The sequence below is a fragment of the Bacillus sp. BP-3 genome, assembly GCF_028401955.1.
Classification (GTDB): Bacteria; Bacillota; Bacilli; order Bacillales; family Bacillaceae_G; genus Bacillus_A.
This window is the reverse complement of record NZ_JAQOTJ010000009.1, coordinates 179,556-204,518: the sequence shown is the minus strand read 5'-3', so window position 1 is coordinate 204,518 and position 24,963 is coordinate 179,556. Positions and strand designations below refer to the sequence as shown.

Annotated in this window: 29 protein-coding genes, 3 pseudogenes and 1 riboswitch; of the genes and pseudogenes, 25 read left to right on the top strand and 7 right to left on the bottom strand. The window is 34.6% G+C overall.

Translation table 11 applies throughout. From position 1 onward, the window contains the following. Window positions 1-672: RNA-guided endonuclease TnpB family protein (locus tag PLX19_RS16110; RefSeq protein WP_272189726.1), on the top strand; the 672-nt coding region annotated here is incomplete at its 5' end. A gap of 81 nt (window positions 673-753) precedes the next feature. After that, window positions 754-987: pseudogene (locus PLX19_RS16105) on the top strand (potassium transporter TrkG); the annotation flags it as partial. Between the two features lie 42 nt (window positions 988-1,029). Here PLX19_RS16105 and PLX19_RS16100 read toward each other — a convergent pair. Further along, a complete protein-coding gene (locus PLX19_RS16100) occupies window positions 1,030-1,365 on the bottom strand; it encodes a DUF3905 domain-containing protein (RefSeq protein WP_272189725.1) in 336 nt (111 codons plus the stop codon). Between the two features lie 177 nt (window positions 1,366-1,542). On the opposite strand from PLX19_RS16100, the gene PLX19_RS16095 reads away from it, so the two are divergent. After that, window positions 1,543-1,695: a hypothetical protein gene (locus PLX19_RS16095; RefSeq protein ID WP_230576014.1), complete on the top strand. Its 153-nt coding sequence runs from the start codon at window positions 1,543-1,545 to the stop codon at window positions 1,693-1,695. A gap of 156 nt (window positions 1,696-1,851) precedes the next feature. Here PLX19_RS16095 and PLX19_RS16090 read toward each other — a convergent pair whose 3' ends face one another. Beyond that, window positions 1,852-3,618: a B12-binding domain-containing radical SAM protein gene (locus PLX19_RS16090; RefSeq protein ID WP_272189724.1), complete on the bottom strand. Its 1,767-nt coding sequence runs from the start codon at window positions 3,616-3,618 to the stop codon at window positions 1,852-1,854. 449 nt (window positions 3,619-4,067) lie between these two features. Between PLX19_RS16090 and PLX19_RS16085 the strand changes: the two genes are divergently transcribed. Both PLX19_RS16085 and cbpA read left to right on the top strand, forming a co-directional pair. After that, entirely contained in the window at window positions 4,068-4,697 is a 630-nt protein-coding gene (locus tag PLX19_RS16085) for a class II aldolase/adducin family protein (RefSeq protein WP_272189723.1), read from the top strand. A 160-nt stretch (window positions 4,698-4,857) separates the two neighbouring features. Further along, window positions 4,858-5,484 (top strand): cyclic di-AMP binding protein CbpA, encoded by a 627-nt coding sequence (gene cbpA, locus PLX19_RS16080; protein WP_272189722.1) that lies wholly within the window; start codon window positions 4,858-4,860, stop codon window positions 5,482-5,484. A 26-nt stretch (window positions 5,485-5,510) separates the two neighbouring features. Here cbpA and PLX19_RS16075 read toward each other — a convergent pair whose 3' ends face one another. Beyond that, the gene (locus tag PLX19_RS16075; RefSeq protein WP_272189721.1) at window positions 5,511-6,284 is read right to left on the bottom strand and encodes a divergent polysaccharide deacetylase family protein; all 774 of its coding nucleotides are present in this window, start codon (window positions 6,282-6,284) and stop codon (window positions 5,511-5,513) included. Between the two features lie 421 nt (window positions 6,285-6,705). On the opposite strand from PLX19_RS16075, the gene PLX19_RS16070 reads away from it, so the two are divergent. Continuing rightward, complete coding sequence (locus PLX19_RS16070; protein WP_272189720.1) at window positions 6,706-6,975, top strand: aspartyl-phosphate phosphatase Spo0E family protein; 270 nt, start codon at window positions 6,706-6,708, stop codon at window positions 6,973-6,975. Window positions 6,976-6,999: 24 nt separating this feature from the next. Here the strand turns inward: PLX19_RS16070 and PLX19_RS16065 are convergent, their stop codons facing one another. Further along, on the bottom strand, window positions 7,000-8,496 hold the full coding sequence (locus tag PLX19_RS16065; RefSeq protein WP_272189719.1) for an ATP-binding protein: 1,497 nt from the start codon (window positions 8,494-8,496) through the stop codon (window positions 7,000-7,002). A 163-nt stretch (window positions 8,497-8,659) separates the two neighbouring features. On the opposite strand from PLX19_RS16065, the gene PLX19_RS16060 reads away from it, so the two are divergent. The 4 genes from PLX19_RS16060 (at window position 8,660) to PLX19_RS16045 (ending at window position 12,054) form a co-directional block, all read left to right on the top strand. Then, entirely contained in the window at window positions 8,660-9,106 is a 447-nt protein-coding gene (locus tag PLX19_RS16060; protein WP_272189718.1) for a MarR family winged helix-turn-helix transcriptional regulator, read from the top strand. Between the two features lie 333 nt (window positions 9,107-9,439). Continuing rightward, a complete protein-coding gene (locus PLX19_RS16055) occupies window positions 9,440-11,134 on the top strand; it encodes a M3 family oligoendopeptidase (protein WP_272189717.1) in 1,695 nt (564 codons plus the stop codon). A gap of 142 nt (window positions 11,135-11,276) precedes the next feature. Next, entirely contained in the window at window positions 11,277-11,810 is a 534-nt protein-coding gene (locus tag PLX19_RS16050) for a DinB family protein (RefSeq protein WP_272189715.1), read from the top strand. A gap of 127 nt (window positions 11,811-11,937) precedes the next feature. Next, window positions 11,938-12,054, top strand: a complete 117-nt coding sequence (locus PLX19_RS16045; protein WP_272189714.1) for a DUF6254 family protein — start codon at window positions 11,938-11,940, stop codon at window positions 12,052-12,054. 10 nt (window positions 12,055-12,064) lie between these two features. Here PLX19_RS16045 and PLX19_RS16040 read toward each other — a convergent pair whose 3' ends face one another. After that, window positions 12,065-13,273 (bottom strand): ATP-binding protein, encoded by a 1,209-nt coding sequence (locus PLX19_RS16040; RefSeq protein WP_272189713.1) that lies wholly within the window; start codon window positions 13,271-13,273, stop codon window positions 12,065-12,067. 234 nt (window positions 13,274-13,507) lie between these two features. Continuing rightward, window positions 13,508-13,551, top strand: a riboswitch (PreQ1 riboswitch). 96 nt (window positions 13,552-13,647) lie between these two features. Here PLX19_RS16040 and queC point away from each other — a divergent pair. Genes queC through queF form a run of 4 tightly spaced genes read left to right on the top strand, consistent with a single transcriptional unit; the run spans window position 13,648 to window position 16,029 of the window. Beyond that, window positions 13,648-14,310 carry a 7-cyano-7-deazaguanine synthase QueC gene (queC, locus tag PLX19_RS16035; RefSeq protein WP_272189712.1) on the top strand — a complete coding sequence of 221 codons (663 nt, stop codon included), beginning with the start codon at window positions 13,648-13,650 and terminating at the stop codon, window positions 14,308-14,310. Continuing rightward, window positions 14,310-14,804, top strand: a complete 495-nt coding sequence (queD, locus tag PLX19_RS16030) for a 6-carboxytetrahydropterin synthase QueD (RefSeq protein WP_272189711.1) — start codon at window positions 14,310-14,312, stop codon at window positions 14,802-14,804. Before queC ends, queD begins: the two co-directional genes overlap by 1 nt. Next, complete coding sequence (gene queE / locus PLX19_RS16025) at window positions 14,797-15,513, top strand: 7-carboxy-7-deazaguanine synthase QueE (protein WP_272189708.1); 717 nt, start codon at window positions 14,797-14,799, stop codon at window positions 15,511-15,513. Before queD ends, queE begins: the two co-directional genes overlap by 8 nt. A gap of 18 nt (window positions 15,514-15,531) precedes the next feature. Next, window positions 15,532-16,029 (top strand): preQ(1) synthase, encoded by a 498-nt coding sequence (queF, locus tag PLX19_RS16020; RefSeq protein WP_035435424.1) that lies wholly within the window; start codon window positions 15,532-15,534, stop codon window positions 16,027-16,029. A gap of 35 nt (window positions 16,030-16,064) precedes the next feature. Here the strand turns inward: queF and PLX19_RS16015 are convergent, their stop codons facing one another. After that, a complete protein-coding gene (locus tag PLX19_RS16015; protein WP_272189706.1) occupies window positions 16,065-16,250 on the bottom strand; it encodes a YkvS family protein in 186 nt (61 codons plus the stop codon). A gap of 211 nt (window positions 16,251-16,461) precedes the next feature. On the opposite strand from PLX19_RS16015, the gene PLX19_RS16010 reads away from it, so the two are divergent. Beyond that, the gene (locus PLX19_RS16010; RefSeq protein ID WP_272189705.1) at window positions 16,462-16,623 is read left to right on the top strand and encodes a hypothetical protein; all 162 of its coding nucleotides are present in this window, start codon (window positions 16,462-16,464) and stop codon (window positions 16,621-16,623) included. A gap of 46 nt (window positions 16,624-16,669) precedes the next feature. Then, window positions 16,670-17,269, top strand: a complete 600-nt coding sequence (locus tag PLX19_RS16005) for a histidine phosphatase family protein (RefSeq protein ID WP_272189704.1) — start codon at window positions 16,670-16,672, stop codon at window positions 17,267-17,269. A 62-nt stretch (window positions 17,270-17,331) separates the two neighbouring features. Here PLX19_RS16005 and PLX19_RS16000 read toward each other — a convergent pair whose 3' ends face one another. Beyond that, a complete protein-coding gene (locus tag PLX19_RS16000; RefSeq protein WP_272189703.1) occupies window positions 17,332-17,889 on the bottom strand; it encodes a GNAT family N-acetyltransferase in 558 nt (185 codons plus the stop codon). 122 nt (window positions 17,890-18,011) lie between these two features. Between PLX19_RS16000 and PLX19_RS15995 the strand changes: the two genes are divergently transcribed. From PLX19_RS15995 to PLX19_RS15955, 9 genes and pseudogenes are all read left to right on the top strand, one after another. Beyond that, window positions 18,012-18,206 carry an abortive phage infection protein gene (locus tag PLX19_RS15995; protein WP_272189702.1) on the top strand — a complete coding sequence of 65 codons (195 nt, stop codon included), beginning with the start codon at window positions 18,012-18,014 and terminating at the stop codon, window positions 18,204-18,206. Window positions 18,207-18,224: 18 nt separating this feature from the next. Continuing rightward, window positions 18,225-18,542 (top strand): hypothetical protein, encoded by a 318-nt coding sequence (locus tag PLX19_RS15990; RefSeq protein WP_272189701.1) that lies wholly within the window; start codon window positions 18,225-18,227, stop codon window positions 18,540-18,542. A gap of 392 nt (window positions 18,543-18,934) precedes the next feature. Beyond that, window positions 18,935-19,294 (top strand): class Ib ribonucleoside-diphosphate reductase assembly flavoprotein NrdI, encoded by a 360-nt coding sequence (gene nrdI / locus PLX19_RS15985; RefSeq protein ID WP_272189700.1) that lies wholly within the window; start codon window positions 18,935-18,937, stop codon window positions 19,292-19,294. Next, window positions 19,281-20,045: pseudogene (locus tag PLX19_RS15980) on the top strand (ribonucleotide reductase N-terminal alpha domain-containing protein); the annotation flags it as partial. The gene nrdI and the pseudogene PLX19_RS15980, both read left to right, overlap by 14 nt. Window positions 20,046-20,394: 349 nt before the next feature. Beyond that, window positions 20,395-21,714 (top strand): annotated as a pseudogene (locus PLX19_RS15975) (ribonucleoside-diphosphate reductase subunit alpha); the annotation flags it as partial. 189 nt (window positions 21,715-21,903) lie between these two features. Continuing rightward, window positions 21,904-22,872: a class 1b ribonucleoside-diphosphate reductase subunit beta gene (gene nrdF, locus PLX19_RS15970; protein ID WP_272189698.1), complete on the top strand. Its 969-nt coding sequence runs from the start codon at window positions 21,904-21,906 to the stop codon at window positions 22,870-22,872. A 225-nt stretch (window positions 22,873-23,097) separates the two neighbouring features. Further along, entirely contained in the window at window positions 23,098-23,487 is a 390-nt protein-coding gene (locus PLX19_RS15965) for a GntR family transcriptional regulator (RefSeq protein WP_272189696.1), read from the top strand. Beyond that, window positions 23,475-24,173 (top strand): ABC transporter ATP-binding protein, encoded by a 699-nt coding sequence (locus PLX19_RS15960; protein WP_272189693.1) that lies wholly within the window; start codon window positions 23,475-23,477, stop codon window positions 24,171-24,173. Before PLX19_RS15965 ends, PLX19_RS15960 begins: the two co-directional genes overlap by 13 nt. Continuing rightward, window positions 24,170-24,961, top strand: coding sequence for an ABC transporter permease (locus PLX19_RS15955; protein WP_272189692.1), 792 nt, complete (start codon window positions 24,170-24,172; stop codon window positions 24,959-24,961). The genes PLX19_RS15960 and PLX19_RS15955 overlap by 4 nt, the downstream gene beginning before the upstream one ends. Window positions 24,962-24,963: the final 2 nt, after the last annotated feature.

The following is a 24,963-nucleotide window of genomic DNA, read 5'->3' as shown; positions in this document are numbered from 1 at the left end:
GTTCGACGTAATCCAAGCGGGAAATACTTTGTTTCAATTCTTGTTGAAACAGAAGTGCAACGATTAGAAAAAACAGGCTCGTCTGTTGGTGTTGATGTTGGATTAAAAGACTTTGCTATTCTTTCGACTGGTGAAGTATTTGGAAATCCTAAATGGTTTCGTACATTGGAAAAGAAGTTGGCAGATGCACAGCGGATACTTTCTAAGCGTGTAAAAGGCTCTTCAAATTGGAATAAACAGCGTGTCAAAGTTGCTCGTATTCACGAACGAATCACCAACGCAAGAACAGACTACTTGCAAAAAATCTCTACCGAAATTGTCAAAAACCACGACATCATTGGTATTGAAGATTTGCAAGTGTCAAATATGCTAAAAAATCATAAATTAGCGAAAGCAATAAGTGAAGTATCTTGGTCGCAATTTAGAACTATGCTCGAATACAAAGCAAAATGGTACGGCAAACAAGTCATTGTTGTGTCTAAAACATTCGCTTCCAGTCAGCTTTGTTCTTGTTGTGGTTACCAAAACAAAGACGTTAAGAATCTAAATCTTCGTGAATGGGCTTGCCCTTCTTGTGGCACGCATCATGACAGAGATATTAACGCAGGACAAAACCTTAAAAACGAAGCCGTAAGACTTCTAACCGTAGGAACTACGGGGTTAGCCTACTAAGATAATCAAAGGATACTTTGGTGTTCGTAGGAATCCCCCACTTCAAACAGTCCGTAAGGACGTTAAGTGGCGGGTAGTTCAAGTATAACGGAACCATTTCCATTAATGAACCTTGTTTTAGAAGTGTGTTCAGCATTTGGAACGACTGGATTATCGACGGGAATTACACCAGAACTTACAACAATTGGAAAGTTAGTATTAGTTGTGCTTATGTTTATTGGACGGATTGGTATTTTTACGTTCATATTGGTGATTGGGGGAAGAGAGAGACCGCCTCGATATAAATATCCGAAAGAGCGAATTATTATTGGATAAGAAAAGCGATTCTATTTTATAAAATAGAATCGCTTTTCTGCATTAATCATTAATACCAAACTGTGGATGCATAAAAATATCTTCTGCATCATTGTTATTTTTGGATAGTAATTCTTGGTTTTCTTCAGCAACCCAACCGATATCATTCGTTGGATGTACCCATTGGTCTCCGGCCATAATAGCAGGATCGATATCATCGCTCCAATGATTTAGGGGGCTATTTTCTGAATTATATTGGCTATCGCCAATAATTACGTCATATTCATTAATGAATGGCTGTTGCATTGTGATGCCAGTTCCTTTAAAAGAAGGGAAATTCATTTGATGTGGAATGGTTTCATCAAGAATCGGAGAGTCGATAGGTTGCTTTTTTTTCACATTCATCGCTCCTTGTTTATTAAAGTGGAAAGGTGTATAGACCTTCCTGTTTTATAGCATTTCCTCACATTGTGTATTCACGACTTGTTAACAGTTACCATCTATAGGGGAGAGTTTCAATGTCCATATTAGTACTACAAGCATTAATTTTATATAAAGAATCAAGGGGTGTTTCGTATGGTAAAACGAAAGGTGAGTCGTAACGCAGCTGCAAAGAATAATCAAACTCCAAAAGAAAGCTTGCCGGATGCGGAATTTGCAGTCGAGTACGAAAATGAAAATGTTGCAAAATATGCAAATCGCAACTCGAAAAAAGGAAAGAAAAATTGAGGCGTTTTTTATAAACGTCTCATTTTTTCTGCCAGTTTATCCCGCATTAACGGGCAGTAAGACCCCCACCTCAAGATTCAGAGAAAAGCGAAGAAGATAGGTGGGGGATGAAGAAAACCCCCACTGATGGAAGTTTCACTTTATCGTTTTTTATACTTATATTAATGTTGATAATTCGCTGACCTTAGCTGCGTATAATTCACATGTTTTCGTTTTTGGATTATAGTAGGCAACAAGGAAAGAAGGATTTGAAATCATTTCACCATGCTTCATGTAATGGTGGTAATCAAATGGTATATGCTCTACAATCGTGTGTTTATACAAGTCTTTTTCTGTCAATTGAAGAGCAGCAAATTTATCTCCTAGAATGTTTGGATGGTCTAGAATTCCTTTATAGTAGGCATTTACCTCTTCTTTCTTCCTTTGCTCTGTTGTCCATGATTTACGTGGGCGATATTTATGATTTTGTAAATAATCAATTGTCATTAACCCTTTAATGATATGGAGTTTTGCAGTTTTTCTCGATTGTAAAAACTGATACAGGCGTTGGAATAAATCTTCTAGTTGGTGTCCAATTCGTATCCATCCTTGTGTATCCCAATAAGAGCCAAATTCTTGAAAGAAGTCAAAAGGTGTATCAAATGCATGGGATACAACATATGACACAGTGTTGTCCGTACGATGAGCGTTCCAATATTTTTCTAATACATCTTCAACTTGTTTAATTCGAATAATATCATCAAATGATAGTACATTATTTCCAAGCATTTCATATGGTGCATTCTCCATGTATATATATTGATGATCATTTGCTCGAAGTCGAAGCCCTGTACCACGCAGCAATTTTAAAAAGCCAAGTTGTAATTCTTCTGGTCTTAATGCAAAAACATCATTAAATGTTTTTCGGAAGGATTGATAGTCTTCTTCAGGAAGTCCGGCAATTAAGTCTAAATGTTGATCGATTTTCTGACCATCGCGAACCATTGTAACTGTTCTTGTCAATTTTTCGAAGTTTTGACGTCGTTTTACAAGGTCGTTTGTTTGATCATTTGTAGATTGTACACCGATCTCAAAGCGGAACAAACCTGGAGGAGCATGTGTATTTAAAAATTCAATGACCTCAGGCCTCATAATATCGGCTGTAATTTCAAATTGAAATACAGTTCCATCTACGTGTTCATCAATTAAAAATTGAAACATTTCCATTGCGTAGCTACGGCTAATATTAAAAGTACGATCGACAAATTTAATAATACGTGCACCATTTTGCATTAAATAGCGAATGTCTTCTTTAATACGTTCACGATCGAAGTAACGGACGCCGACTTCAATAGAAGATAAACAAAATTGACAGCTAAACGGACAACCACGGCTCGTTTCAATATAGGTAATGCGTTTACTTAAATGTGGAATATCTTCCGGGAAACGATATGGAGATGGCAATTCTTTTAAATTTAGTTTCTCACGTTGTGGTTTAATTACATAGGTGCCATCATCTTTTCTGAATCCAATACCGTCAAGGTTTTCAAATTGTTGTGTGCCTTGTATTTCAAATAGAAGATTTTTTACAGCAAGTTCTCCTTCACCGACAATAATAAAATCAATTTCAGGAACACGTTTTAACCAATGTGGCACATCGTATGTAACTTCTGGACCACCAACAAAAATAATCAAATTTGGATTGATTTTTTTTAGCATTTGAATGACTTCAATTGTTTCTTCGATGTTCCAAATATAACAGCTAAAGCCTATTACATCAGGTTTGCGCCTATGTAAATCTGTAACAATATTCATGGCAGGATCGTTAATTGTATATTCAGCCATCTCTAGATCAAACTCTGGCTGGGCATATGCTTTAATATAACGAATTGCTAGATTTGTATGAATGTACTTTGCGTTTAATGTACTAATAATAATGTTCATCTCTTAACCCTCAACTTTAATTTAAAATTACATTGTTTAGTATAGGCATATATATGGAAAAAAACAACATTCATTAGAAGTTGAATTTTCACAAAACAGGACACTTTTTCTCTTATTGCTCATATAATTTACCAATAGAAAAAAAGTTGGTTAAAGGAAAGAAGGGACAGAGGTGAAGAAAAGAATGCATGAGAGGATAATTTTATATGCATATATATTACAAAAGTTACGGATTATTAATGAACAAGAGAAGAATGCTATGCTGCAAATTTTGATGAATAAAAGAGCTCTATAATAGGGCTCCTTTTATTTGGATAAAGTTTAGGGAACATGGCAAAAGCATATTGACAAAAAGGTTTTCTCATGTGATAATTCAATTAAATTTTTAGAATTATCAAAAAATATTGCCTTTACATAGAAATAGAAGATAACAATACGGGGGTGACAATGTGTTATTGTTTTTAAAAAAATGGAAGGAATTACGGGATATTAAGATGGAATTGGCTCTTCGTGACTGGTTTTATGGGACAAAAATTAGTTTATCGATGCGTACGTCAAAAGATCCGCTTACGTTTTTAGTTAATATAGAAGGAAAAGATAAAGGACTATTTGTGGAAGACGATTTTATTGTAGTTAACAGTACATGTGAACCGGTATTTGCAATTGATGAGAAACCGGCTTCTGAGTCATTTATGCACGCAGATATTTATAAAAAAAGTCAGGCGGAATGCATTTTACAAGTACAAACAGTTGATAGTCACTTAATGTCGGAGTTATATGAAAAGTCAGGAGAAGTAACGTTTGAACAGAGAAATGTAGAACGTGTCTTTGGAAACGAGGGGATTACAAGTATTACAATTCCAATCGTAGCAGATGAAAGCAAATTTGCGAATTTGTTAGAAGAGAGTGTGCCTTGCTTTACGAAAGGAGGCGGAGCAGTTCTTGTTCACAATTACGGATTGATTGTTTGGGGAACGACGCCAGAAGAAACGAAAAAATGGTTAGAGGGATTAGAGTACTTGATGAATTACCACGTAAAATTGTTGATGATTAAAGGAACGAAAAGTACAGTAATTTAATCGAAAGTCCTCTTTAGGTAGAAGTACCTAAAGAGAATTGAAATTAGTAAGGAAGTAATGCTAAAAAATGAAAGCGTTCTACTTATAAAGTTTTACTCATAAAATACGGCTCTCCTTATTATATATAGATTACATGTCGTCATGTGGGGAGGAACGTATTTTGCGAGTTAAATATCATTTTCTTCTGAAGCAACAAGTTGTAACTTGCTTCGAAAATGAAGAGGCAGAGCGAGCTTTAGAGATAATGGAACGTAGTGGGTATAGAGCGATTCCTGTTTTAACAGAGGACGGTAAGACATTTAAAGGTATTATTTATAAAGTAGATGTGTTAGAGAATAAATGTAAGGAGCAAAAAGAAAAGAAAGAAAGTGTCTCTGAGCTAATGAAAGATGAGCAAGCTTTTATTTTTGAACGTGATTCTTTCTTTAGAGCTTTTTATACGATTCGGAAATTGCCATTTTTAACTGTATTAAATGATTATCATGAATTTATAGGCATTTTAACGCATTCTAATATTTTTGATGTGATTGAAGATTCATTTGGAATGAATACAGGTGGATATATAATAACATTAGCGACACATGAGTCGAAAGGAATCATTAAAGAACTTGGTAGATTGTTAAAGATGTATAATATCGGTGGGTTATTTACGTTAGATAACGGTGATCAATATATTAGACGTGTTATTGTTAATTTAACAGATGATTTGAATCAACAAGAGTTAGAAGTATTAATAGAGAAATTAGAGAGAAAGGGTTTTCGCGTTAGTCATGTAGATCGTATTTAGAAATAGAGAGAGGCAGAAGCCTCTCTCTATTTTTGTGAAGAAACAGGTGGGACTGGGGATACAAGGTCAGATAAGAAGATGAAATCAGCTTTTTCTTGAATTTTAGGTATATAAGATTTAATGACAGAAGATGTAATCTCTCCTGGAGGCCCAACGTGACCAATCGCTACCATAACAGGTTCAGTTCTTGCTTTTTGTAAGAGAATATTTGCTTGTTTTGTTACGTGAGCTGAAGTATATAGATCATCAAAAAATAGTTTATTTTCGACAATAGGAACGCCAATCTCTTCGCCAACTTTTTTTACAACGCTGTGCGGGCTAGTTTTACTATCTAAATAAAAGAGACCATGCTCTTTACAAACTGAAAGTATAATGCGCATTACTCTTTCATCAGCAGTTGCTTTTGAACCCATATGATTGTTCATTCCAATTGCGAATGGAACGTCTTCAATCGCTTGTTTGACACGACTTCTAATTTCAGCATCACTTAAATCGGTTATAATGGCTTTTGGGCCGAGCCATTCTTTTTTCCCTTTTACCGGTTCCATTGGCATATGAATTATAACCTCGTGCCCTTTTTGATGAGCTGATGTCGCATCTTGTTTTGTAGATGGAAGAAATGGCATAACTGCAACAGTTAACGGGATAGGCAGTGATAACATTTTTTCCGTTCCTTTCATATTATTTCCGAAGTCATCAATGACAATCGCTACTTTATTTGTGTGAGCGTATGCTGGTACAGAAAAAGTTACGATTGGCAGTAGTGCGATAAGGAAAAAGATAATCATATATTTTCGCATGTAAAACTCTCCCTTCTTACAATATAAAGCATCCATACTAAGTGGGCCTTCATTGCCTGGTGATTAGTTGAACTAATTGAGCTTGTTGGTGCGGTATAAAGGATAATTTACTGTTATCGTTTACGTTTTGAATGAATTTAAACGCACAAAATGTCGAAATTAAAATTGTGAAAAGCGAGAGTTCACTGTTTGAGAGGGGTTTTCATTAAAATAAAACAAAAAAAATGTCTATTATTGCGAATGTATTTACAAAGATAGAATAATTTGTAATAATTCTCAAGGTGAGGATAAAGATTTGTAAATTATAGGGAGAAAATGTTTAATTTTCTGAACGTTTGTAGTGAATAAGGAGAGAAACAGAGAATTTTATTGTTAATAAGAATGAAATACAGATTATGAAAGGATATCGAGGGGGATATGCATGTTTGTAGTAAAAAGAAAATCTACAATGGACAAGCTTTTGTATGATATTCATGTGAAGCGCGAAGAAATGATTCATTTAGGACTTACCAGTGGATTCAATAGCTTAGAGACAATTCAAGTAAGTCAAGAATTGGACACGCTTATTGTGAAATATCAGCGTTATAAAGAGAAGAAGGTATCAAAATGGTTTTTTATGATAAAAACATCACTTTTCAAAATGACACACAATGAGAAATCGAATGCGTTTTGGACAACATTTATAAAGTAATCATCCCATAAGGGAAAGGGATGATTACTGTGAATAAAGCGGGAGTATAATGCATACTGTTGTTCCTATATTTTCTGTGCTTTCAATCGTAATTTGACCATTATAAATTTCAATGATTCTTTTGCATACGACAAGGCCTAGTCCTGTTCCTGTATTTTTGTTTGTGAAAAACGGATGGAAAATATGTTTTTGAATGTGTTTTGGAATTCCTTTTCCGGTGTCTTTAATCTGTAATTGTGCTGTATTTTCATTTGCATCAATTGTAATCGTCAATGTATCACCTAATGACATTGCTTCAAAAGCATTTTTTGTAATATTTAAAATAATCTGTTTGATATGATCATTTGAACAACGAATCGGAATTGGATGTTCAGGCATATGTATGAAAAGTTCAACGTTATGTAAATTTGCCTCGGATTGAATAATTAACGAAACTTCTTTTACAATGTCTTTTAAATCGTATGTTTTTTCAATAATAGCTGTTGGCTTCCCGAGAATAAGGAATTCACCGACAATCTCATTAATCCTTTCAATTTCCTTCTCAATAACAGAAAAATAAAATTGGTCCTTTTCATTTGAATGTGTTTCTTTTAAAAGAGTAATGAGTCCTTTAATACCTGTAAGAGGATTGCGGATCTCGTGAGCTGTACTTGCAGCGAAGGAACCAACTAATTCTAATTTTTGTAATTCATTTTGCTTTCTTTCTAACTTTGTTTGTCTTTCTAGAAGAATGTATTTTATAACTAAAAATAAAGTAGTCATAAGAAATAATGTTATTAAACTTTCCGTAAATACGTTACGATATAAAATGGTTTCTTCAATAGGTAATGGATAAATAGCAACGCTCCACGGTAATCTTGTCAATGGAATAGTCATTCGTTGTGTGTGTGTTGGGGCAAATTTCGGATTATTATCGTGTAAAAATGTAATTCCATACTTATCCAGTACTTCAAAGTGATATTCTGGTTTGATTGCATTTAAAGATGTTGCAATATAGTCAAATCGTAGGCTTGCTAATAGCAGTCCAGAAATATCTTTGTTTTTATTGAAAACAGGAGTGGCAATCACAATCACTTTATGGCCAGAAGCACGATCTGTAACCGCAGATGAAACCGTCGTCTGTTTATTTTTAAAAACTTCTTTTGCATAAGAACGATCATTGATATTGATCGGATTTTCTAATCCCGATGATGATAATGTAACTTTCAAATCTGTATTTGCATAATACAGACCATCAAATCGTTCATCGGTTTCATCTGTACTATGGAGAACTTGTTGTATTTCAGCATCATTTTGCGCTTTTGCACTAATAACCATCGCAAGCATTTCTAATGCAGATGTGGCTTCCCCTAGATAACGATCTAAGTAGTCTCTATATAAAAATTCGACTGTATGAGCAGCTTGTTTATTTTCTTTTTCCATTGTATATTTTTCGTACAAAAACAAGATAGAGCTAATACAAAGGGTTGGAAATATAACAAGCAAAATATATATATATGTGTTGCGCAGTTTTACATTCAAAATTGCTTCACCTTCTGTTTTTATTTTTATTATATAAAAACATTCTGAAATGTGTAATGTTTTTTGTAGTTTTTTGTTGAAATATGTTGAAATATGACGATGATATTTAAATTGGATATAATATCTCTATTTGAAAAGAGGTTTAGGAAAGGGGGGGAGTGTCATGACATCTCAGTATGAAGAGGAAGATGTTTCTAAATCATTAAAAGTATTTATTGCTTTATCCCGCGTGCATCGCTCAGCTATGGATACTGCCAATAAGTCTATTCAAAGTAATGGATTAAACCCAACCGAGTTTGCCGTATTAGAACTGTTATACCATAAGGGAACTCAACCATTGCAACAAATTGGAGAAAGAATTTTAATTGCAAGCGGTAGTATTACATATGTTGTTGATAAATTAGAGAAAAAAGGACTTGTTGAGCGAAAACCTAGCCATAATGACCGTCGTGTCATTTATGCTCATTTAACAGAACAAGGGATACAATTAATTTCTAGTATCTTTCCAAACCATGAGAAAGTCATACATGAATCATTTCATATGTTATCAAATGATGAAAAGGATCAACTCTTAATGATGTTAAAAAAGATAGGGAAATATGAGAAATAATAAAAAACTTTGAACAATGTATTCAAAGTTTTTTATTATTTCTGCGACTGCAGGCGGTAACTATATAAATGCAAATTGAAAAACCAACATAAAAACCTCCACCGATAGAAGCTTCACTTTATTCTGCATAGCAGCGATCTATGTGTCGAAAAAACAAAATAGATTTCTATACATTAAAAGGTAGAGAGAATAAGGGGAGAATTTAGTATGTACTGATGTAAATGTACCTATAAGAATAAGGAGGGTGAATTTTACTGATGAATAAAGGAGATTTACGAAATATATGGAATTATAGTAAAAGGATGTTTTTTAGAAAAGAAAGGGGCTATTTCTATGTCATTTGAGAATTATGAATACAAACGTCCAAATATGGATGAAGTGAAAGACAGATTTGCGGAGACTTTACAACAGTTTAAGAGTGCTAAAACAGTGGAAGAACAAATAGAAGTAATTGCACAGATTAATGAAATTCGTAATGATTTTAGCACGATGTATAATATATGTTATATTCGTCATAGCGTAGATACAACGGATGAAGTTTATAAAGAAGAACAAGATTTCTTTGATGAATATTCACCAATTGTGAAGGGCTATGTGACAAAATATTACGAGGCATTAACACAATCGCCATTTCGAAAACAATTAGAAGGATATTATGGTATACAGTTATTTGCACTCGCAGAGGCTGAAATGAAAACATACTCGGATGAAGTAGTTGCAGATTTGCAGTTAGAAAACAAGTTGTCTTCTGGGTACACACAGTTATTAGCGGCAGCTAAAATTTTATTTGAAGGTGAAGAACGAACACTATCACAACTTGTTCCATTTATGGAGAATAGAGATCGTAATATGCGTAAACACGCAAGTGAAGCATATTATGGATTTTTAGCAGAGCATGAAGAAGAGTTAGATCGCATTTATGATGAACTTGTTAAAGTAAGAACGACAATTGCGAAGAAACTTGGTTTTAATAATTTTGTTGAGCTTGGATATGCAAGAATGTATCGTACAGACTACAATGCAGAGATGGTTGCGAATTTCCGCAAACAAGTACTTGATTATATTGTTCCTGTTGCAACTGAGCTTAGACAAAAGCAACAGGCTCGTATTGGAGTAGAGAAGCTTGCTTATTATGATGAAAATTTTGAATATCCATCTGGTAATGCAGTGCCAAAAGGTGATGCGGATTGGATTGTGAATCATGGCAAAACGATGTATAAAGAACTGTCAGAAGAAACAAATACATTTTTTAATTTTATGTTAGAAAATAATTTATTAGATCTTGTTGCGAAAAAAGGAAAAGCTGGCGGAGGCTATTGTACATATATTGAAAATTATAAAGCACCGTTTATTTTCTCAAACTTTAACGGAACGTCTGGTGACATTGATGTGTTAACGCATGAAGCAGGACATGCTTTCCAAGTATATGAAAGCCGCCACTATGAAGTTCCAGAGTATAACTGGCCGACATATGAGGCGTGTGAAATCCATTCTATGAGTATGGAGTTTTTTACATGGCCATGGATGAAATTATTCTTTGAAGAAGATGTAGAGAAGTATTATTTCTCACATTTAAGTTCGGCATTGCTGTTTTTACCATATGGTGTATCTGTTGATGAATTCCAACATTTTGTATATGAACATCCAGAAGCATCACCAACTGAGCGAAAAGAAGCGTGGCGTAATATTGAGAGAAAGTACTTACCACATCGTGATTATGAAGAAAATGATTATTTAGAGCGCGGTGGCTTTTGGCAACGTCAAGCACATATTTATAACTCACCATTTTATTACATTGACTATACGTTAGCACAAATTTGTGCATTCCAATTTTGGAAACGCTCTAGAGAGAATCGTCAAGAGGCATGGGAAGATTATGTTCATCTTTGCCGTCAAGGCGGTAGTAAATCATTCTTACAATTAGTTGAAACAGCCAATTTAACATCTCCATTTGCTGATGGGTGTGTGAAAGGTGTAATCGATGAGATTCATGGTTGGTTAAATGGAGTGGATGACACAAAATTGTAAAAAATATGCATTTAGTTTTATGAATTTTCAATCGACAATTATTGGGAAAAATGAGATAATAAAAGAAAATTTAGAATAATTAAACGGAGGGGTGTTTCTTGAATAGAAGCGCCTCTTTTTAGCCAAATAAGGGGGGAGAAATATGATGCAATCTTATGCAAATATGAATATGGAAACGTTGTTACGTGGAATGGCGTCTACGAGACAGAAACTTTTATCAGAAATTGAAATGTTAACTGATACAGAAATTAATATGAAACCACGCCGTGATAAATGGAGCATTATGCAAGTGTTACATCACCTGCATCTTGTTGAACAATCTGTTACATCTGCTATTGTATATGCGCTTCATAAAACTGAAAGAAAAGTTGTTCCGCCAAAAGACCTTCAAGCTACACTCGATCGAACAAGAAAGAGAGAAGCCCCTCAACAAATGCAACCAACAGAAACATTAATGAAAAAATCACAAATGATGCAATTGCTGCAAAGTTCAAGAGAAAAGCTGTTACATGTTCTTCATAGCATTGTAAATGAAAAAGAACTATTCGAAAAATCGCTCAAACATCCTGTATTTGATGAGCTTAATTTATATCAATGGGTGCAATTTTTAGACTTACATGAACAGCGTCATCTTACACAGTTAAAAGAAGCAAAGCATTCTATTTTACAAAGATAAAGTGAAACTTCCATCAGTTGATTTACTAGCTGATGGATTTTTTGTAGTTTTGCATCGCTCAGTAAATGTATATTCCTACTTCATATGTTGGAACATATATAAGGACATCTGAAAAGGAGTTGAAATAATGGGAAATAAAAAACGAGAGCAAGAGAGGCAATGGAAAGCACGAAAAGAACATCAAGAGCCGCATGGGAAAGTGAAGACCTTTGCGGAACTTGTAGATGAAACAAAGAAAACGTGATGCACCTGCATCACGTTTTCTTTGTTAAGGGAAATATAAGAAGAAAAGTTGTCCCAATATTTTTCTCACTAGTGATGTCAATTTTGCCATTCATTGCTTTTATAATACTAAAGACAACCATCATTCCAAGGCCTGTTCCTTTTTCTTTTGTAGAGTAGAAAGGGGAACCGAGACGTTTTACTTGTTCGGTACTCATGCCGATTCCGGTATCTTGAATATGTAATTGGATATGTTTGTTAGCAGGTGTTACAGTAAATGTAAGGTCACCGCCGTTTGGCATTGCTTCAATACAGTTTTTTATAATGTTTAAAAGGCATTGATTGAGCTTTTGTTTTTCTCCCATTATATAAAATGTTTTACTTTGTTTTGTATAATGGATACGAACGTTAGAAAGGTTTGCTAATGGTGTCATGAGCGTAATTGCATGAAGTAATTCTTCTTCTAACTGTAATAGTTGTACTTTTTCAATACTTGGTTTTGCAAATGTTAAGTAGTCTGTTAATACATGATTTGCTTGGTCAATACCGCGCATAGCGATGTCTAAATATAACAGTTTTTCTTGTTCTGAATAGCTTTTTGATTGTAACAATTGAAGAAATCCTCTTGTTGATGTAAGTGGGTTTCGAATTTCATGTGAAATAGAAGCAGCCATTTCACCGATGAGATGAAATTTTTCGGCGTTCACAAGTTCTTTTGCAAGGCGGACTTGTGACTGTAAAACTTCCATTAAGTATAAAATTAAAATTGTTCCTACAATTGTGCATAACTCATATGTAACAAGATAAGGGGTATAGTCCTTCGAGTTTGGAACGATAGATAGAAAATAGGGAATCCAGCCAATGCCGTAAATAAGACTGTAGAAAAAAGCTAAATACATTTTTGTTTTGATTTTCCCTTTTATGTACATGTTATATGTTGTAATGAGAAAAGTGTACAAAATAAAAGATGCAATAAGAGAAGGTATGAATCCGTTGCCCCCAATAAAAAAACGATAAATGTTCATAACAATTAAAATGGCACCACCTGCGACTGGTCCTCCGGATAATGTACCGACAACGAGCACGATATGTCGGAAATCATATTGAAAACCGTAATCTGCTTTTGCAGAAAACGACATACAGACAATGGTAGTAATACTGCAAGAAAGAATAAATACAAACGAATTGAGCTTTGGAGAGTGATTTCCTTTTTCGCTCCAAAATAAATGATAAATCAACATTGTAACTAAAATAAATAATATATTTATGAAGAGGTACATAATAAAAAGCTTCAGCTTTAAAACCTCCTTGTATCGAGAAGTAAAAGGTTTAGTATATAAAATCATCATACTATTAATATGGAAGAAAATGAAATATTATTTTTAGAAAAAACAGAAAAAATAGACGTTTTCCACTCGTATACTCGGTATGTTACAATGTAAGGTGCAAGTTAAAGAAGACAATCCATGCATAGCATGGGAGAGGTTCGCGAACTCCCTCTATAAAAAACTAAGCAGAGAACAATGTCCTTATTGATATTGTTTTGTTTTTTTTAGTATGACAGTTCAAGAACGCTCTTTCTTCTTGGAATCGAAAAAAGAGGAGAATGAGTGAAATGAAAAAGGAAAAAGCAGTTGTTGTTTTTAGTGGTGGTCAAGATAGTACAACGTGTTTATTTTGGGCGCTTGAACAGTTTGAAGAAGTAGAAACAGTGACGTTTAATTATAATCAACGTCATAAGCTGGAAATTGACTGTGCGGCGGAAATCGCAAAAGAATTAGGTGTGAAGCATACTGTACTTGATATGAGCTTGTTAAATCAGCTCGCTCCCAATGCATTAACGCGTACAGATATGGAAATTACACATGAAGATGGTGAGTTGCCATCGACATTTGTGGATGGACGTAACTTATTGTTTTTATCGTTTGCGGGTGTGTTAGCTAAACAAGTAGGGGCACGCCATATTGTAACAGGTGTGTGTGAAACAGACTTTAGCGGCTATCCAGATTGCCGTGATGTGTTTGTGAAATCGTTAAACGTTACATTAAATTTATCGATGGATTATCCATTCGTGATTCATACACCACTTATGTGGATTGATAAAGCGGAAACGTGGAAGTTAGCAGACGAACTGGGAGCATTTGAATTTGTCCGTGAAAAAACGTTAACGTGCTATAACGGAATTATTGGTGATGGCTGCGGTGAGTGTCCAGCGTGTCAGCTTCGTAAAGCAGGACTTGATAAATATGTACAAGAACGTGAAGGAGCGAAAGCATAATGACACAAGACTTCTTTGGATTTCGCATTGTTGAAAATTTGCAAAAAATAGATCAGGACATTGAGCGTAAGCAACTGAAGTATCATAATAAGCGTGTTATGGTTAGTAAAGAATTTACGTTTGATGCTGCACATCATTTGCACTGTTATGAAGGGAAATGTAAAAACCTTCATGGCCATACGTATAAAGTAATTTTTGGAATTAGTGGTTATGTCAATGAAATTGGCATCGCGATTGATTTTGGTGATATAAAAGAAATTTGGAAAAATGAAATTGAAATATATTTAGATCACCGTTACTTAAATGAAACACTTCCAGCTATGAATACAACTGCTGAAAATATGGTTGTATGGATTTTTGAGAAGATGGAAGAGGCACTCACAAAAGGTGATCGACAAAATGAATATAAAGGGGCGCGTGTTGAGTTTGTGCGCTTATTTGAAACACCAACAAGCTATGCAGAAGTAAGACGGGAGTGGATGATGGGTGAGTAACATTCCTGTTTTAGAGATTTTTGGACCGACAATTCAAGGAGAGGGAATGGTTGTTGGACAAAAAACAATGTTTGTTCGTACAGCAGGTTGTGATTATAGCTGTGCATGGTGTGATTCTGCATTTACATGGGACGGTTCTGCAAAAGAGCAAATTCGTCAAATGTCGCCGAAAGAAATTTTTTCTGAACTTGTCCAAATTGGGGGTGAAAATTTCTCGCATGTAACGATTTCAGGTGGGAATCCTGCATTGCTGAAGCATTTAGGAGAATTGATCTCTTTATTAAAAAAGAACGGCATTCGTACGGCAATTGAAACGCAAGGAAGTAAATGGCAAGATTGGTTGCTTCATATAGATGAGGTAACAATTTCGCCGAAGCCGCCGAGTTCAAAGATGTCAACGAATTTTGTTATGTTAGATTCAATTGTTGAGCGGTTGGACGGAAAAGAGTTTAGCTTAAAAGTGGTTGTATTTGATGATCAAGATTTTGTATATGCAAAAGAGGTGCATGAACGTTATCCGCACGTTCCATTTTTCTTGCAAGTTGGAAATGATGATATAAAGACGACTGATGACGCTTCATTAATTCAGCGTCTTCTTATGAAATATGAGTGGCTGATTGATAAAGCAGTGCAATGTAAGGAAATGAATAATGCGAAAGTATTACCGCAGCTCCACGCTTTAGTGTGGGGCAATAAACGCGGTGTATAAGTGAAGGGAGATTTTAAGATGACTGGAAGAAAAGATGAAGATTTAAAAGATGTAACATTACTAGGAAATCAAAATACAAAATATTTATTTGAATATAGCCCTGAAATTTTAGAGACGTTTGATAATAATCACCCAAATCGCGATTATTTTGTGAAATTTAATTGTCCAGAGTTTACAAGTTTATGTCCAAAAACAGGACAACCAGATTTTGCGACAATTTATATTAGCTATATTCCAGAACAAAAAATGGTAGAGAGTAAATCTTTAAAGTTATATTTATTTAGTTTCCGCAACCATGGAGATTTCCATGAAGATTGTATGAATGTCATTATGAATGACTTAATTAAATTGATGGATCCACGCTACATTGAAGTATGGGGCAAATTTACGCCACGCGGTGGTATTTCTATTGATCCATATTGTAACTATGGACGCCCTGGAACAAAATATGAAAAAATGGCTGAATATCGTTTAATGAATCATGATTTATATCCAGAAACAGTAGATAATCGTTAAGAAAAGAGGGGGCTTGCCCTCTCTTTTCTAGTATTCTATGTATGTTGTGTAATAACTGTATAGTTCTTATGGTTGACAACAGTAAGAGGTTCCATATCTAGGTCTCTAAAGTTATCCATAATTGTTATATCGACGATAACGGAGTTTTTATTTACTTTTTGAACGCGCCCTTGTAAACCGTTTTTAAATTCAATGACATCCCCAGCTTCTGCAATTTTCATAAGCAACTCTCCCTGTTACATTTTTACGAAAAAGAGAACAAGTTTCGTTCTTTTTGTATTTCTCTTTATTGTGAACGATATTTTCTCTTTTGTAAATGTTTCCAGTACATTTTTTTTGAAAAAATGCTAATTTTTCACAATGAATTTATAGTAAGATTCTCACATTTATTGTAAGGTGAATATAGGGGTGTTATGAAACGGAGACGATAAAATGGTATTTGAGATTGTAGGAAGCTTTATAGCTATTATGTTGTTTTTATTTGCATATACGAAATTGAAAGTGATTCGTGAACATGAAACATACATATACTATGAGGGAGCTGATAGCATTTCTTCTTTTTCTAGTCATGAGGATGGAAGTGCTGAATCATAAAAGAATGTTTCTATAATAGAAAAATGTTGAACGGAGAGTGAGAAAGATGCAAATTTCTTTCATACGTCATGGAAGCTCTAGTGTTCAAAAGAAAGCGATTACAGTTCGGGGATTTCAAGAATGGCAGCAAAGATACGAACATGAAGATATTATGAGAGAAATGGAAATTCCAATTGAAACGATGGAAGTCGTTGAATCCTCTAAATTTATCGTATCGAGTGATCAAAAAATAGCTGTTCAATCAGCAGCGATGTTGACTAGTAATGTTATGTTTATACAGAATTCCCTTTTTCGTGAAGCTGCTGTTCCATCTATTTTACCTGTCCCGAACTGGATAAAGTGTAAACCGGACGTCTGGATGTTTTTGGGTCGAGCATTTTGGATGATTGGTTATTCGAGGGATGTTGAATCTTATTTAGAAGTTCAAAGAAGAGCGAAGCAAGCGGCCGATGTATTAGTTGGCTATGCAAATGTATATCAGCGAGTTACCCTTGTTGGGCATAGTTATTTTAATAAGATGATTGGGAAAGAGTTGTGTGCGAGGGGATGGCGTGGACCACTGCTATTGCGGAATAACCCGTGGGGATGTACAATTTATACTTTTCATGAAGTACTAGAAGGAAATGTATTTATAACTTATACATAAGGGTGTCATACTCCATATATAATACAAAGGCACAATTATGAAATAATAATTGTGCCTTTGTATTATATATGTTTAACTAAATGAGCATATGGTTCGCCCACAAGCATAAGTGTGTTATCTTGTGTATAGCCAAGTTTTTTATAAAGAGAAAACGCAGATTTGTTTTCTAAGTTTACTAGCAATGAGATTTTCTCATGGCCTTCTTCTTGAGCGGATGTTTCAGCTGCAAGAATTAAATTTGAACCGATACCTTGTCCACCATATGTAGAGGAAACAGATAGAGTATCAATATAATATTCATCTTCTTCTGCTTCTTTTTCTAATATAATAGAAGAATCTTGTTTAATGTCTCGTAACCGTTTCACAATTGGGTCATCTAGTTGAGTTGCTTCACTTCCGTGGTAGGCTACAATAATACCAACAGCTTTACCATCTCGTTCTTCAACGAAACAATTTTCATAACTGAGTCGGTTTTCCTTTTTCGTAAACCAATATTCTAACCCTTCTAGAACTTCCGTTTCATTTGTGCCGCCTGTTAATTTTTCAGCAATTTCATGCAGTGCGTTGTACAATAAAGGAGATATTGCTTGAGCATCTGTTTGTTTTGCTTTCCGAATCATGGTATCCCTCCTAGTGTCCATTTTATTGTATCATAAGAGTTAGCATGATAAGAAATGATTTGCTGCTTTAGGAGTGTATAGAAGTAGTCGTGAAATAAAAATACGACAGAGAGGTGATTAGTATGGATAAACAACAAGTAAATATGATTTTAGATCAGCTTAAAAATAAAGAAATACAAGAATACATTGTCACAAAAGAAGTGTTTTATACATTTCGAGAAGTTTTAGTAGAACGAGAAGACTTTAAGCATTTTCGAGGTAACGCACAGCACAGTGGGAAAATCATTTATACATATATGGAAACACCACGCTCGTAAGAAAGGAGAGGAGTTTATTTGGGAGAGTTTAAGCAAGGGATACTTCCGCATTGGGACTGTTTTTGGAAAGATGAGAAGGGAAGAAAATTTGTTGGGATGGTTATGTTTCCGGAGAAGCGAAAGCGAATGAAGGAAATCATAGGACAATTAAAACTAGCATATGAACAAGAACGAAGTGTGCTTGTAATAGCAAAACTTCAAAATTCTATTCAAAAAGTGAAAGGTACGATTGCGTATTTCGATGAAGAGTCACCTGTTTTTACGATGCAATGTAAAGATGAAATTTTCTATCATATATTTTTGAGCGATATCGTGCGCGTAGAACATCATGAATAGGAGTATACGTACAAATAAAATGATAGAAAAAATGTGTAACCGGTTTCGAACAGTTTCTAATAGGGAAACTGTTCGTTTTTTTTTGACAAATGAGAAATAGATTTCGCATGTATATTTCTTTTTTTGACAATTTGATACGATGAACTTTTTTGGAAATGTGGCTAAATCCGTTGACAACTTTTTTGAAATACACTTTATTGACATGTCTTTTAGAATGTTGTTTCATATTCTTTGTATTGTAAAAAGATCGGTCTATTTTGTCGAAAAAGTAAATTTTTAAAAAGAAAGAAATTATACATATATCTTGTGTCCTTTTTTAAAAAGTAATACAATATATAGAGAATTCATCGAGAACGAACATGACGCGAAAAGATGTAAAGGGAGGGTCGGAGATGTTAGTTGCATATGATTCTATGACAGGAAACGTAAAGCGTTTCATCCACAAATTAAATATGCCGGCCGTTCAAATTAATGAAAATCTCGTATTAGATGAAGAATTTGTCCTTATTACGTATACAACAGGTTTTGGAAATGTGCCGGAACGTGTTTTGAAATTTTTAGAACGTAATCATGAACGTTTAAAAGGAGTATCTGCAAGCGGAAATCGCAATTGGGGAGATATGTTTGGGGCAAGCGCAGACAAGATTTCAACGAGATATGAGGTGCCGGTTGTATCAAAATTTGAGTTATCTGGAACAAATAAAGATGTAGAATTTTTTAAAGAGAGGGTGCTGGAGATTGCGACACATTGAATTGAATAATGAGATCACGCAAATGCAGGACGGGTTCTATCAGCTTCATAAAGATAAAGAGGCACTAGCAGACTTTATGGAAGAGGCGAAAGAGAATACCGTTCCTTTTGATAGCGTGGCAGAACGCATCGAGTATATGTTAGAGTATGATTACTACTATGATGTGTTAAGCGAATATAAGATGGACGAGGTGGAAGCTGTATACGATATCACGTACGGCGAAAAGTTCGAATTTCAATCTTATATGGCAGCATCTAAGTTTTATAAAGATTACGCGTTAAAAACGAATGATCAAAAACAATACTTAGAAAGTTATCCTGATCGTGTGGCAATTGTATCGTTATACTTAGGACGAGGAAATGCCCAGAAGGCAAAGCAATTCGCAAGTATGATCGTCAAACAAAATTATCAACCAGCGACACCAACCTTTTTAAATGCAGGAAGAAGCAGAAGAGGAGAAATGGTGTCTTGTTTCTTGTTAGAGATGGACGACAGCTTAAACTCGATTGGGTTCAATATTAATACAGCAATGCAGTTATCAAAAATCGGCGGCGGCGTAGCGCTCAACTTGAGCAAATTACGAGCACGCGGTGAACAAATTAAAGGTATCGAGAATGCAGCAAGTGGTGTTGTACCAGTTATGAAATTACTTGAAGATTCGTTTTCGTATGCGAATCAGTTGGGCCAACGAAAAGGTGCCGGAGCTGTATATTTAAATATTTTCCATTGGGATATTATTGAGTTTTTGGATTAATTGGTAGTCCCTCTATACAGTAATGTATATGAGAAAACCTTGTGAACCTAGCCATTAGGGTGTCGCATTAGCGGCTAACGGTATCAGTTGAATAAGGAGTAGAGAAAAAGCTCACGAAGAAGCTGACTAAGAGAACCTACGGTCCATTATAAGTGGATAGCAGGTAATACCGTGCCAAGCTTGTTAGAAGTGCATATCTAGCAAGAAGGTGTAGAGACTATCGAACGCACGTCAGTAGACGTAAGCAAGTAGAGTAGGCTGGAGATAGGCACCAGTCGAAGTGCAAGGCAGCCAGTTACAGGTTGATGATATAGTCCAACCTTCATAGAAATATGAAGACATGTTGACCAAAAAAATAAATGCCGACGAGAAGAGCCGTATTCAGTCTCTTTCCATCGGAATTATCGTTCCAAGTAAGTTCTTTGAGCTTGCTGAGAAAAACGAACCATTCCATGTTTTCGCACCTTATACAGTGTATAAAGAGTACGGAAAACATTTAGACGATATTGACATTGATGAAATGTATGACGAACTGATGAGCAATCCAAAAATCAAAAAGAAACCGCTGGATATTAGCGCACGTGATATGCTTATTAAAATTGCAATGATTCAGCTTGAGTCTGGCTATCCATACTTAATGTTTAAATCAAATGCAAATAAACAACATCCGTTAAAGGATATTGGAACTGTGAAGATGTCGAATCTTTGTACAGAAATCTTCCAGTTACAAGAAACATCTGTAATCAATGATTATGGTACAGATGATATTATCCGCCGTGATATTAACTGTAACTTAGGATCATTAAATATCGTAAACGTAATGGAGAATAAAGAAATACGTGAAGCGGTTCATGCGGGAATGGAAGCTTTAACAGCTGTTTCTGATATGACAATTATTCCGAACGCACCGACTGTGAAAAAAGCAAATGAGGAGCTTCATTCTGTTGGTCTTGGAGCAATGAACCTACACGGTTATTTAGCGAAAAATAAAATCGCTTATGAAAGTGCAGAAGCGAAAGAATTTGCTCGTACATTCTTTATGATGCTAAATTACTACTCCATTGAAAAAAGTATGGAAATTGCAAAAGAGAAAGGTGAAACCTTTAAAGACTTTGAAAAGTCAGATTATGCAAATGGCACATACTTTGAGAAATATGAAACAACGGATTATAGCCCGGCAACTGAGAAAGTGCAGCAGTTATTTGAAGGGATTCATATTCCAACAAAAGAAGATTGGACAAACTTAAAAGAACAAGTACAGAAGCATGGCTTATATAATTCATATAGATTAGCAATTGCACCTACACAATCGATCAGTTACGTGCAGAATGCTACTTCATCAGTAATGCCAATCGTAAGCCAAATTGAATCAAGAACGTACGCAAATGCAACAACATATTATCCAATGCCGTATTTATCGAAAGATACGTTCTGGTACTATAAATCTTCTTATGATATGAATCAGTTTAAACTTATTGATTTAATCGCAGAAATTCAAGAGCATGTTGACCAAGGGATCAGTACAATTCTTTATGTAAATAGTGATATTTCTACTCGTGAATTAGCACGTTACTATATTTATGCTCATAAAAAAGGGTTAAAGAGCTTGTACTACACAAGAACACGTAAATTAAGTGTGGAAGAGTGTGTAGCCTGCACAGTATAATGTGTTCTTTTAGCAGAAAAGCATACAATTGATAGTTATTATATAAAACAGGATGAGCAGGGTTTAGAAAAACCCTGCTCATGCTAAGTAAACAAATTTACATTCTAACGTGCGGTTAGATTTTCATTTTGAAATGGAAGTTTTACCGCACGTTAGAACGATGCGATAATATAATAAAGGGGCGATTCAATGCGCGCGGTAAACTGGAACAAGAAAGAAGACGATTTTAGTTTAATGTTTTGGAAGCAAAACATCGCTCAGTTTTGGACAGAAGAGGAGATCGCGGTTTCTTCTGACAAAAACACGTGGGTGCAGTTATCTAAGGAAGAGCAAATTGCTTATAAACGTGTACTTGGGGGATTAACACTTCTAGATACGAAGCAAGGCGGCGAGGGAATGCCACTAATTCTTGTGCATCTTGAGAACTTACAAGCAAAAAGTGTGCTTGCGTTCATGGGAGCTATGGAAGAAGTACATGCGAAAAGTTACAGTCATATTTTTACAACACTCGCAACTGAAGAAGAAATTGATGGGATTTTTAAATGGGTAGATACACATCCGTTACTTGAGAAAAAATCAAGTATCATTACAAATTACTACCGTCGTTTATTAAAGCCTCAAGTAACGAAAAAAGAGCTATACATGGCAATGGTAGCAAGTGTGTTTTTAGAAAGCTACTTGTTCTATAGTGGATTCTTCTATCCTCTGTATTTAGCAGGGCAAGGAAAACTAACGGCGAGTGGAGAAATTATAAATTTAATAATTAGGGACGAGTCCATCCACGGCGTATTCGTCGGTATTTTAGCGCAGCAAGTGTTTGCAGAGCTTTCTTCCGAGGAGCAACAAGAAGTACAAAAAGAAACGAAGGATCTGTTATTAGAACTGTATGACATTGAAACAGCGTATACAGATGAAATTTATACATCGATTGGTCTTGTAGAAGAGGTAAATCGTTTCGTTCGTTACAATGCGAATAAAGGATTAATGAATCTAGGATTAGAACCGCACTTTGAAGAAGAAGAAATTAATCCAATCGTATTAAATGGTTTACGTACGGATACAAAAAATCATGATTTCTTCTCTGTAAAAGGGAACGGTTATGTGAAAGCGACAAATGTTGAAAAATTATCAGATGATGATTTTGTATTTAACTTTTAATAAGGCGAGTGCTCTATATGTATAGGGCACTTTTTTTTATGGGAAATATGTTTACATAACATGGTTATTTCGTTTGATTTTCTTGATGATATCTTATGAGGAGCAATGAAATTCGAGGATGTTATCATTAAAAAACATTATAAAAAAATATTCAAAATTCTCATTTACATTTTTTGTATCATAGTGTACTATTTGACTAGTACACTAAAACATTAGGAGGAAGAAATGAAAATCGAATTTTCTCCCAACATCCCAATTTACATTCAGGTGATGGAATACATAAAAAAGGAAGTTGTAACAGGTCATTTAGCGCCTGGTAGTAAAATTCCTTCTGTCCGTGAATTAGCGAGTGAGTTACAAGTGAATCCGAATACAATTCAACGTACATTTCAAGAGTTAGAACGCGAGGGTATCGTTGAGACGCGTAGAGGAATGGGAAGATATGTAGCAACTGAAGGAGAGAAAATTATGGAGCTGCGAAAAGATATGGCGAAAGAGTTGCTTCATGCCTTTATAAATGGAATGAACAACTTAGGGTTTTCAGAAGAGGAAATGTTGTCCATTCTTCATTCTTCATTAGAAGAGAAAAAGGGGGAGAACAGATGCGAGAATTAGTAAAAATAGAAAACTTATGGAAACGTTACGATTTAAAAGCTGTTATTAGAGATGTAAACATTACAATAACAGAAGGGAAAATTATTGGTCTTGTCGGGGATAATGGTAGCGGGAAAACGACACTGCTGAAAATGATTGTAGGTTTACAACATCCGTCTCAAGGAGATATTTTCATTGCTGATAAGAAAGTAAGTCGAGAAACGAAAAAAATCGTCTCATTCATGTCTGACCGTCCTATATTTGAAGAGTGGATGACTGTAAAGAATGCTTTGTTTTTTTATCGCGATTTTTATGAAGATTTTAATATTCAAAAAGCAGTGGATACAATCGCGAAATTGAAAATTCCATTAGAAGAAAAAATTAATGCTTTATCAAAAGGAATGGTAGAAAAACTACAGCTGATTTTAACCTTTTCAAGGCATGCAAAACTTTATGTATTAGATGAACCGCTTGGCGGAATCGACCTTGTCTCACGGGAGCATGTGTTAGAGTTAATTCTTCAATTTTATCGGGAAGACTGTACAATTTTAATTTCTACTCATTTAATTAGCGAAATTGAAAACTTGTTTGATGAAGTGATCTTTTTAAAGGACGGAGAAATTGTGTTACATGAAAATGTAGAAAATCTTCGTTTTCAAAGAGGAAAAGCAATACACGAGTTGTTCAAGGAGGTTTTTGGACAATGAATCAACTTCTTTACTATTTATATAACTGTAATAAAAAGAAAATATGGATTATTTACGTAGGATTTATTACGATTTCACTTATTCTATTATTTAATTTTATGGGTTCTGCTAAGCATATGACTTCAATGAAACAAAATGTAATATTGATTTTGTTTATTTTACTATTCAGTATAACGGTATTTTCAATTGGTTTAATAGCAGTCTCGTCTTTTCGGAGAATGTTAAAAAATTCTATGATTCGTTATACAGCAGTTCCTGCTAAAAAATATATATTTGCCAACCTATTGTTTTTTTCGCTAATGGTTACTCTACTGTCTTTAATTGGTTTAGGATTTGTTCATTTCTTTTCTTTAGATATTTACGGGAAAAACACAAATGGAGAGATTCAACGAGCAATGCAATACTTTTATAAATTTGGGTTGCTTCATCATTTCTTTTCTATCTTTTTATGGATTATAGATTTAACGAGTTGTTTAGCTTCTATATATATCATAATTGCAGTTATAAAACTTTTTAATGTGAATTCGTTATTAAGTAAGGTATTATTTATATTTTTCTTTTTGCTTCTAGCTGGAATTCAATTTTTTATAACTACTCTCTTGGAAAAAGTAGATAGATATGTATTTTTTACAAAAAATATTAAATTTATAGATAAAAATGGTTTTTTTGAAACATCATTTTATATGAATGAAGGGGCAAGTATTTCGTATATATGCTTTACCTTGTTATCAACCGTTCTCTTCATATTCATAGCATCCTACATCATCGACAAAAAGTTAGAGGTTTAAAG

What these genes read in the sequence shown, in the direction of transcription:
- PLX19_RS16095 (WP_230576014.1), top strand. Translation starts at nt 1,543, where the DNA reads ATGGTAAAACGAAAGGTGAGTCGTAACGCAGCTGCAAAGAATAATCAA.
- PLX19_RS16090 (WP_272189724.1), bottom strand. Translation starts at nt 3,618, where the DNA reads ATGAACATTATTATTAGTACATTAAACGCAAAGTACATTCATACAAAT.
- PLX19_RS16075 (WP_272189721.1), bottom strand. Translation starts at nt 6,284, where the DNA reads ATGCGAAAATATATGATTATCTTTTTCCTTATCGCACTACTGCCAATC.
- PLX19_RS16070 (WP_272189720.1), top strand. Translation starts at nt 6,706, where the DNA reads ATGTTTGTAGTAAAAAGAAAATCTACAATGGACAAGCTTTTGTATGAT.
- PLX19_RS16060 (WP_272189718.1), top strand. Translation starts at nt 8,660, where the DNA reads ATGACATCTCAGTATGAAGAGGAAGATGTTTCTAAATCATTAAAAGTA.
- PLX19_RS16055 (WP_272189717.1), top strand. Translation starts at nt 9,440, where the DNA reads ATGTCATTTGAGAATTATGAATACAAACGTCCAAATATGGATGAAGTG.
- PLX19_RS16050 (WP_272189715.1), top strand. Translation starts at nt 11,277, where the DNA reads ATGATGCAATCTTATGCAAATATGAATATGGAAACGTTGTTACGTGGA.
- PLX19_RS16045 (WP_272189714.1), top strand. Translation starts at nt 11,938, where the DNA reads ATGGGAAATAAAAAACGAGAGCAAGAGAGGCAATGGAAAGCACGAAAA.
- PLX19_RS16040 (WP_272189713.1), bottom strand. Translation starts at nt 13,273, where the DNA reads ATGTTGATTTATCATTTATTTTGGAGCGAAAAAGGAAATCACTCTCCA.
- queC (WP_272189712.1), top strand. Translation starts at nt 13,648, where the DNA reads ATGAAAAAGGAAAAAGCAGTTGTTGTTTTTAGTGGTGGTCAAGATAGT.
- queD (WP_272189711.1), top strand. Translation starts at nt 14,310, where the DNA reads ATGACACAAGACTTCTTTGGATTTCGCATTGTTGAAAATTTGCAAAAA.
- queF (WP_035435424.1), top strand. Translation starts at nt 15,532, where the DNA reads ATGACTGGAAGAAAAGATGAAGATTTAAAAGATGTAACATTACTAGGA.
- PLX19_RS16015 (WP_272189706.1), bottom strand. Translation starts at nt 16,250, where the DNA reads ATGAAAATTGCAGAAGCTGGGGATGTCATTGAATTTAAAAACGGTTTA.
- PLX19_RS16010 (WP_272189705.1), top strand. Translation starts at nt 16,462, where the DNA reads ATGGTATTTGAGATTGTAGGAAGCTTTATAGCTATTATGTTGTTTTTA.
- PLX19_RS16005 (WP_272189704.1), top strand. Translation starts at nt 16,670, where the DNA reads ATGCAAATTTCTTTCATACGTCATGGAAGCTCTAGTGTTCAAAAGAAA.
- PLX19_RS16000 (WP_272189703.1), bottom strand. Translation starts at nt 17,889, where the DNA reads ATGATTCGGAAAGCAAAACAAACAGATGCTCAAGCAATATCTCCTTTA.
- PLX19_RS15995 (WP_272189702.1), top strand. Translation starts at nt 18,012, where the DNA reads ATGGATAAACAACAAGTAAATATGATTTTAGATCAGCTTAAAAATAAA.
- nrdI (WP_272189700.1), top strand. Translation starts at nt 18,935, where the DNA reads ATGTTAGTTGCATATGATTCTATGACAGGAAACGTAAAGCGTTTCATC.
- nrdF (WP_272189698.1), top strand. Translation starts at nt 21,904, where the DNA reads ATGCGCGCGGTAAACTGGAACAAGAAAGAAGACGATTTTAGTTTAATG.
- PLX19_RS15965 (WP_272189696.1), top strand. Translation starts at nt 23,098, where the DNA reads ATGAAAATCGAATTTTCTCCCAACATCCCAATTTACATTCAGGTGATG.
- PLX19_RS15960 (WP_272189693.1), top strand. Translation starts at nt 23,475, where the DNA reads ATGCGAGAATTAGTAAAAATAGAAAACTTATGGAAACGTTACGATTTA.
- PLX19_RS15955 (WP_272189692.1), top strand. Translation starts at nt 24,170, where the DNA reads ATGAATCAACTTCTTTACTATTTATATAACTGTAATAAAAAGAAAATA.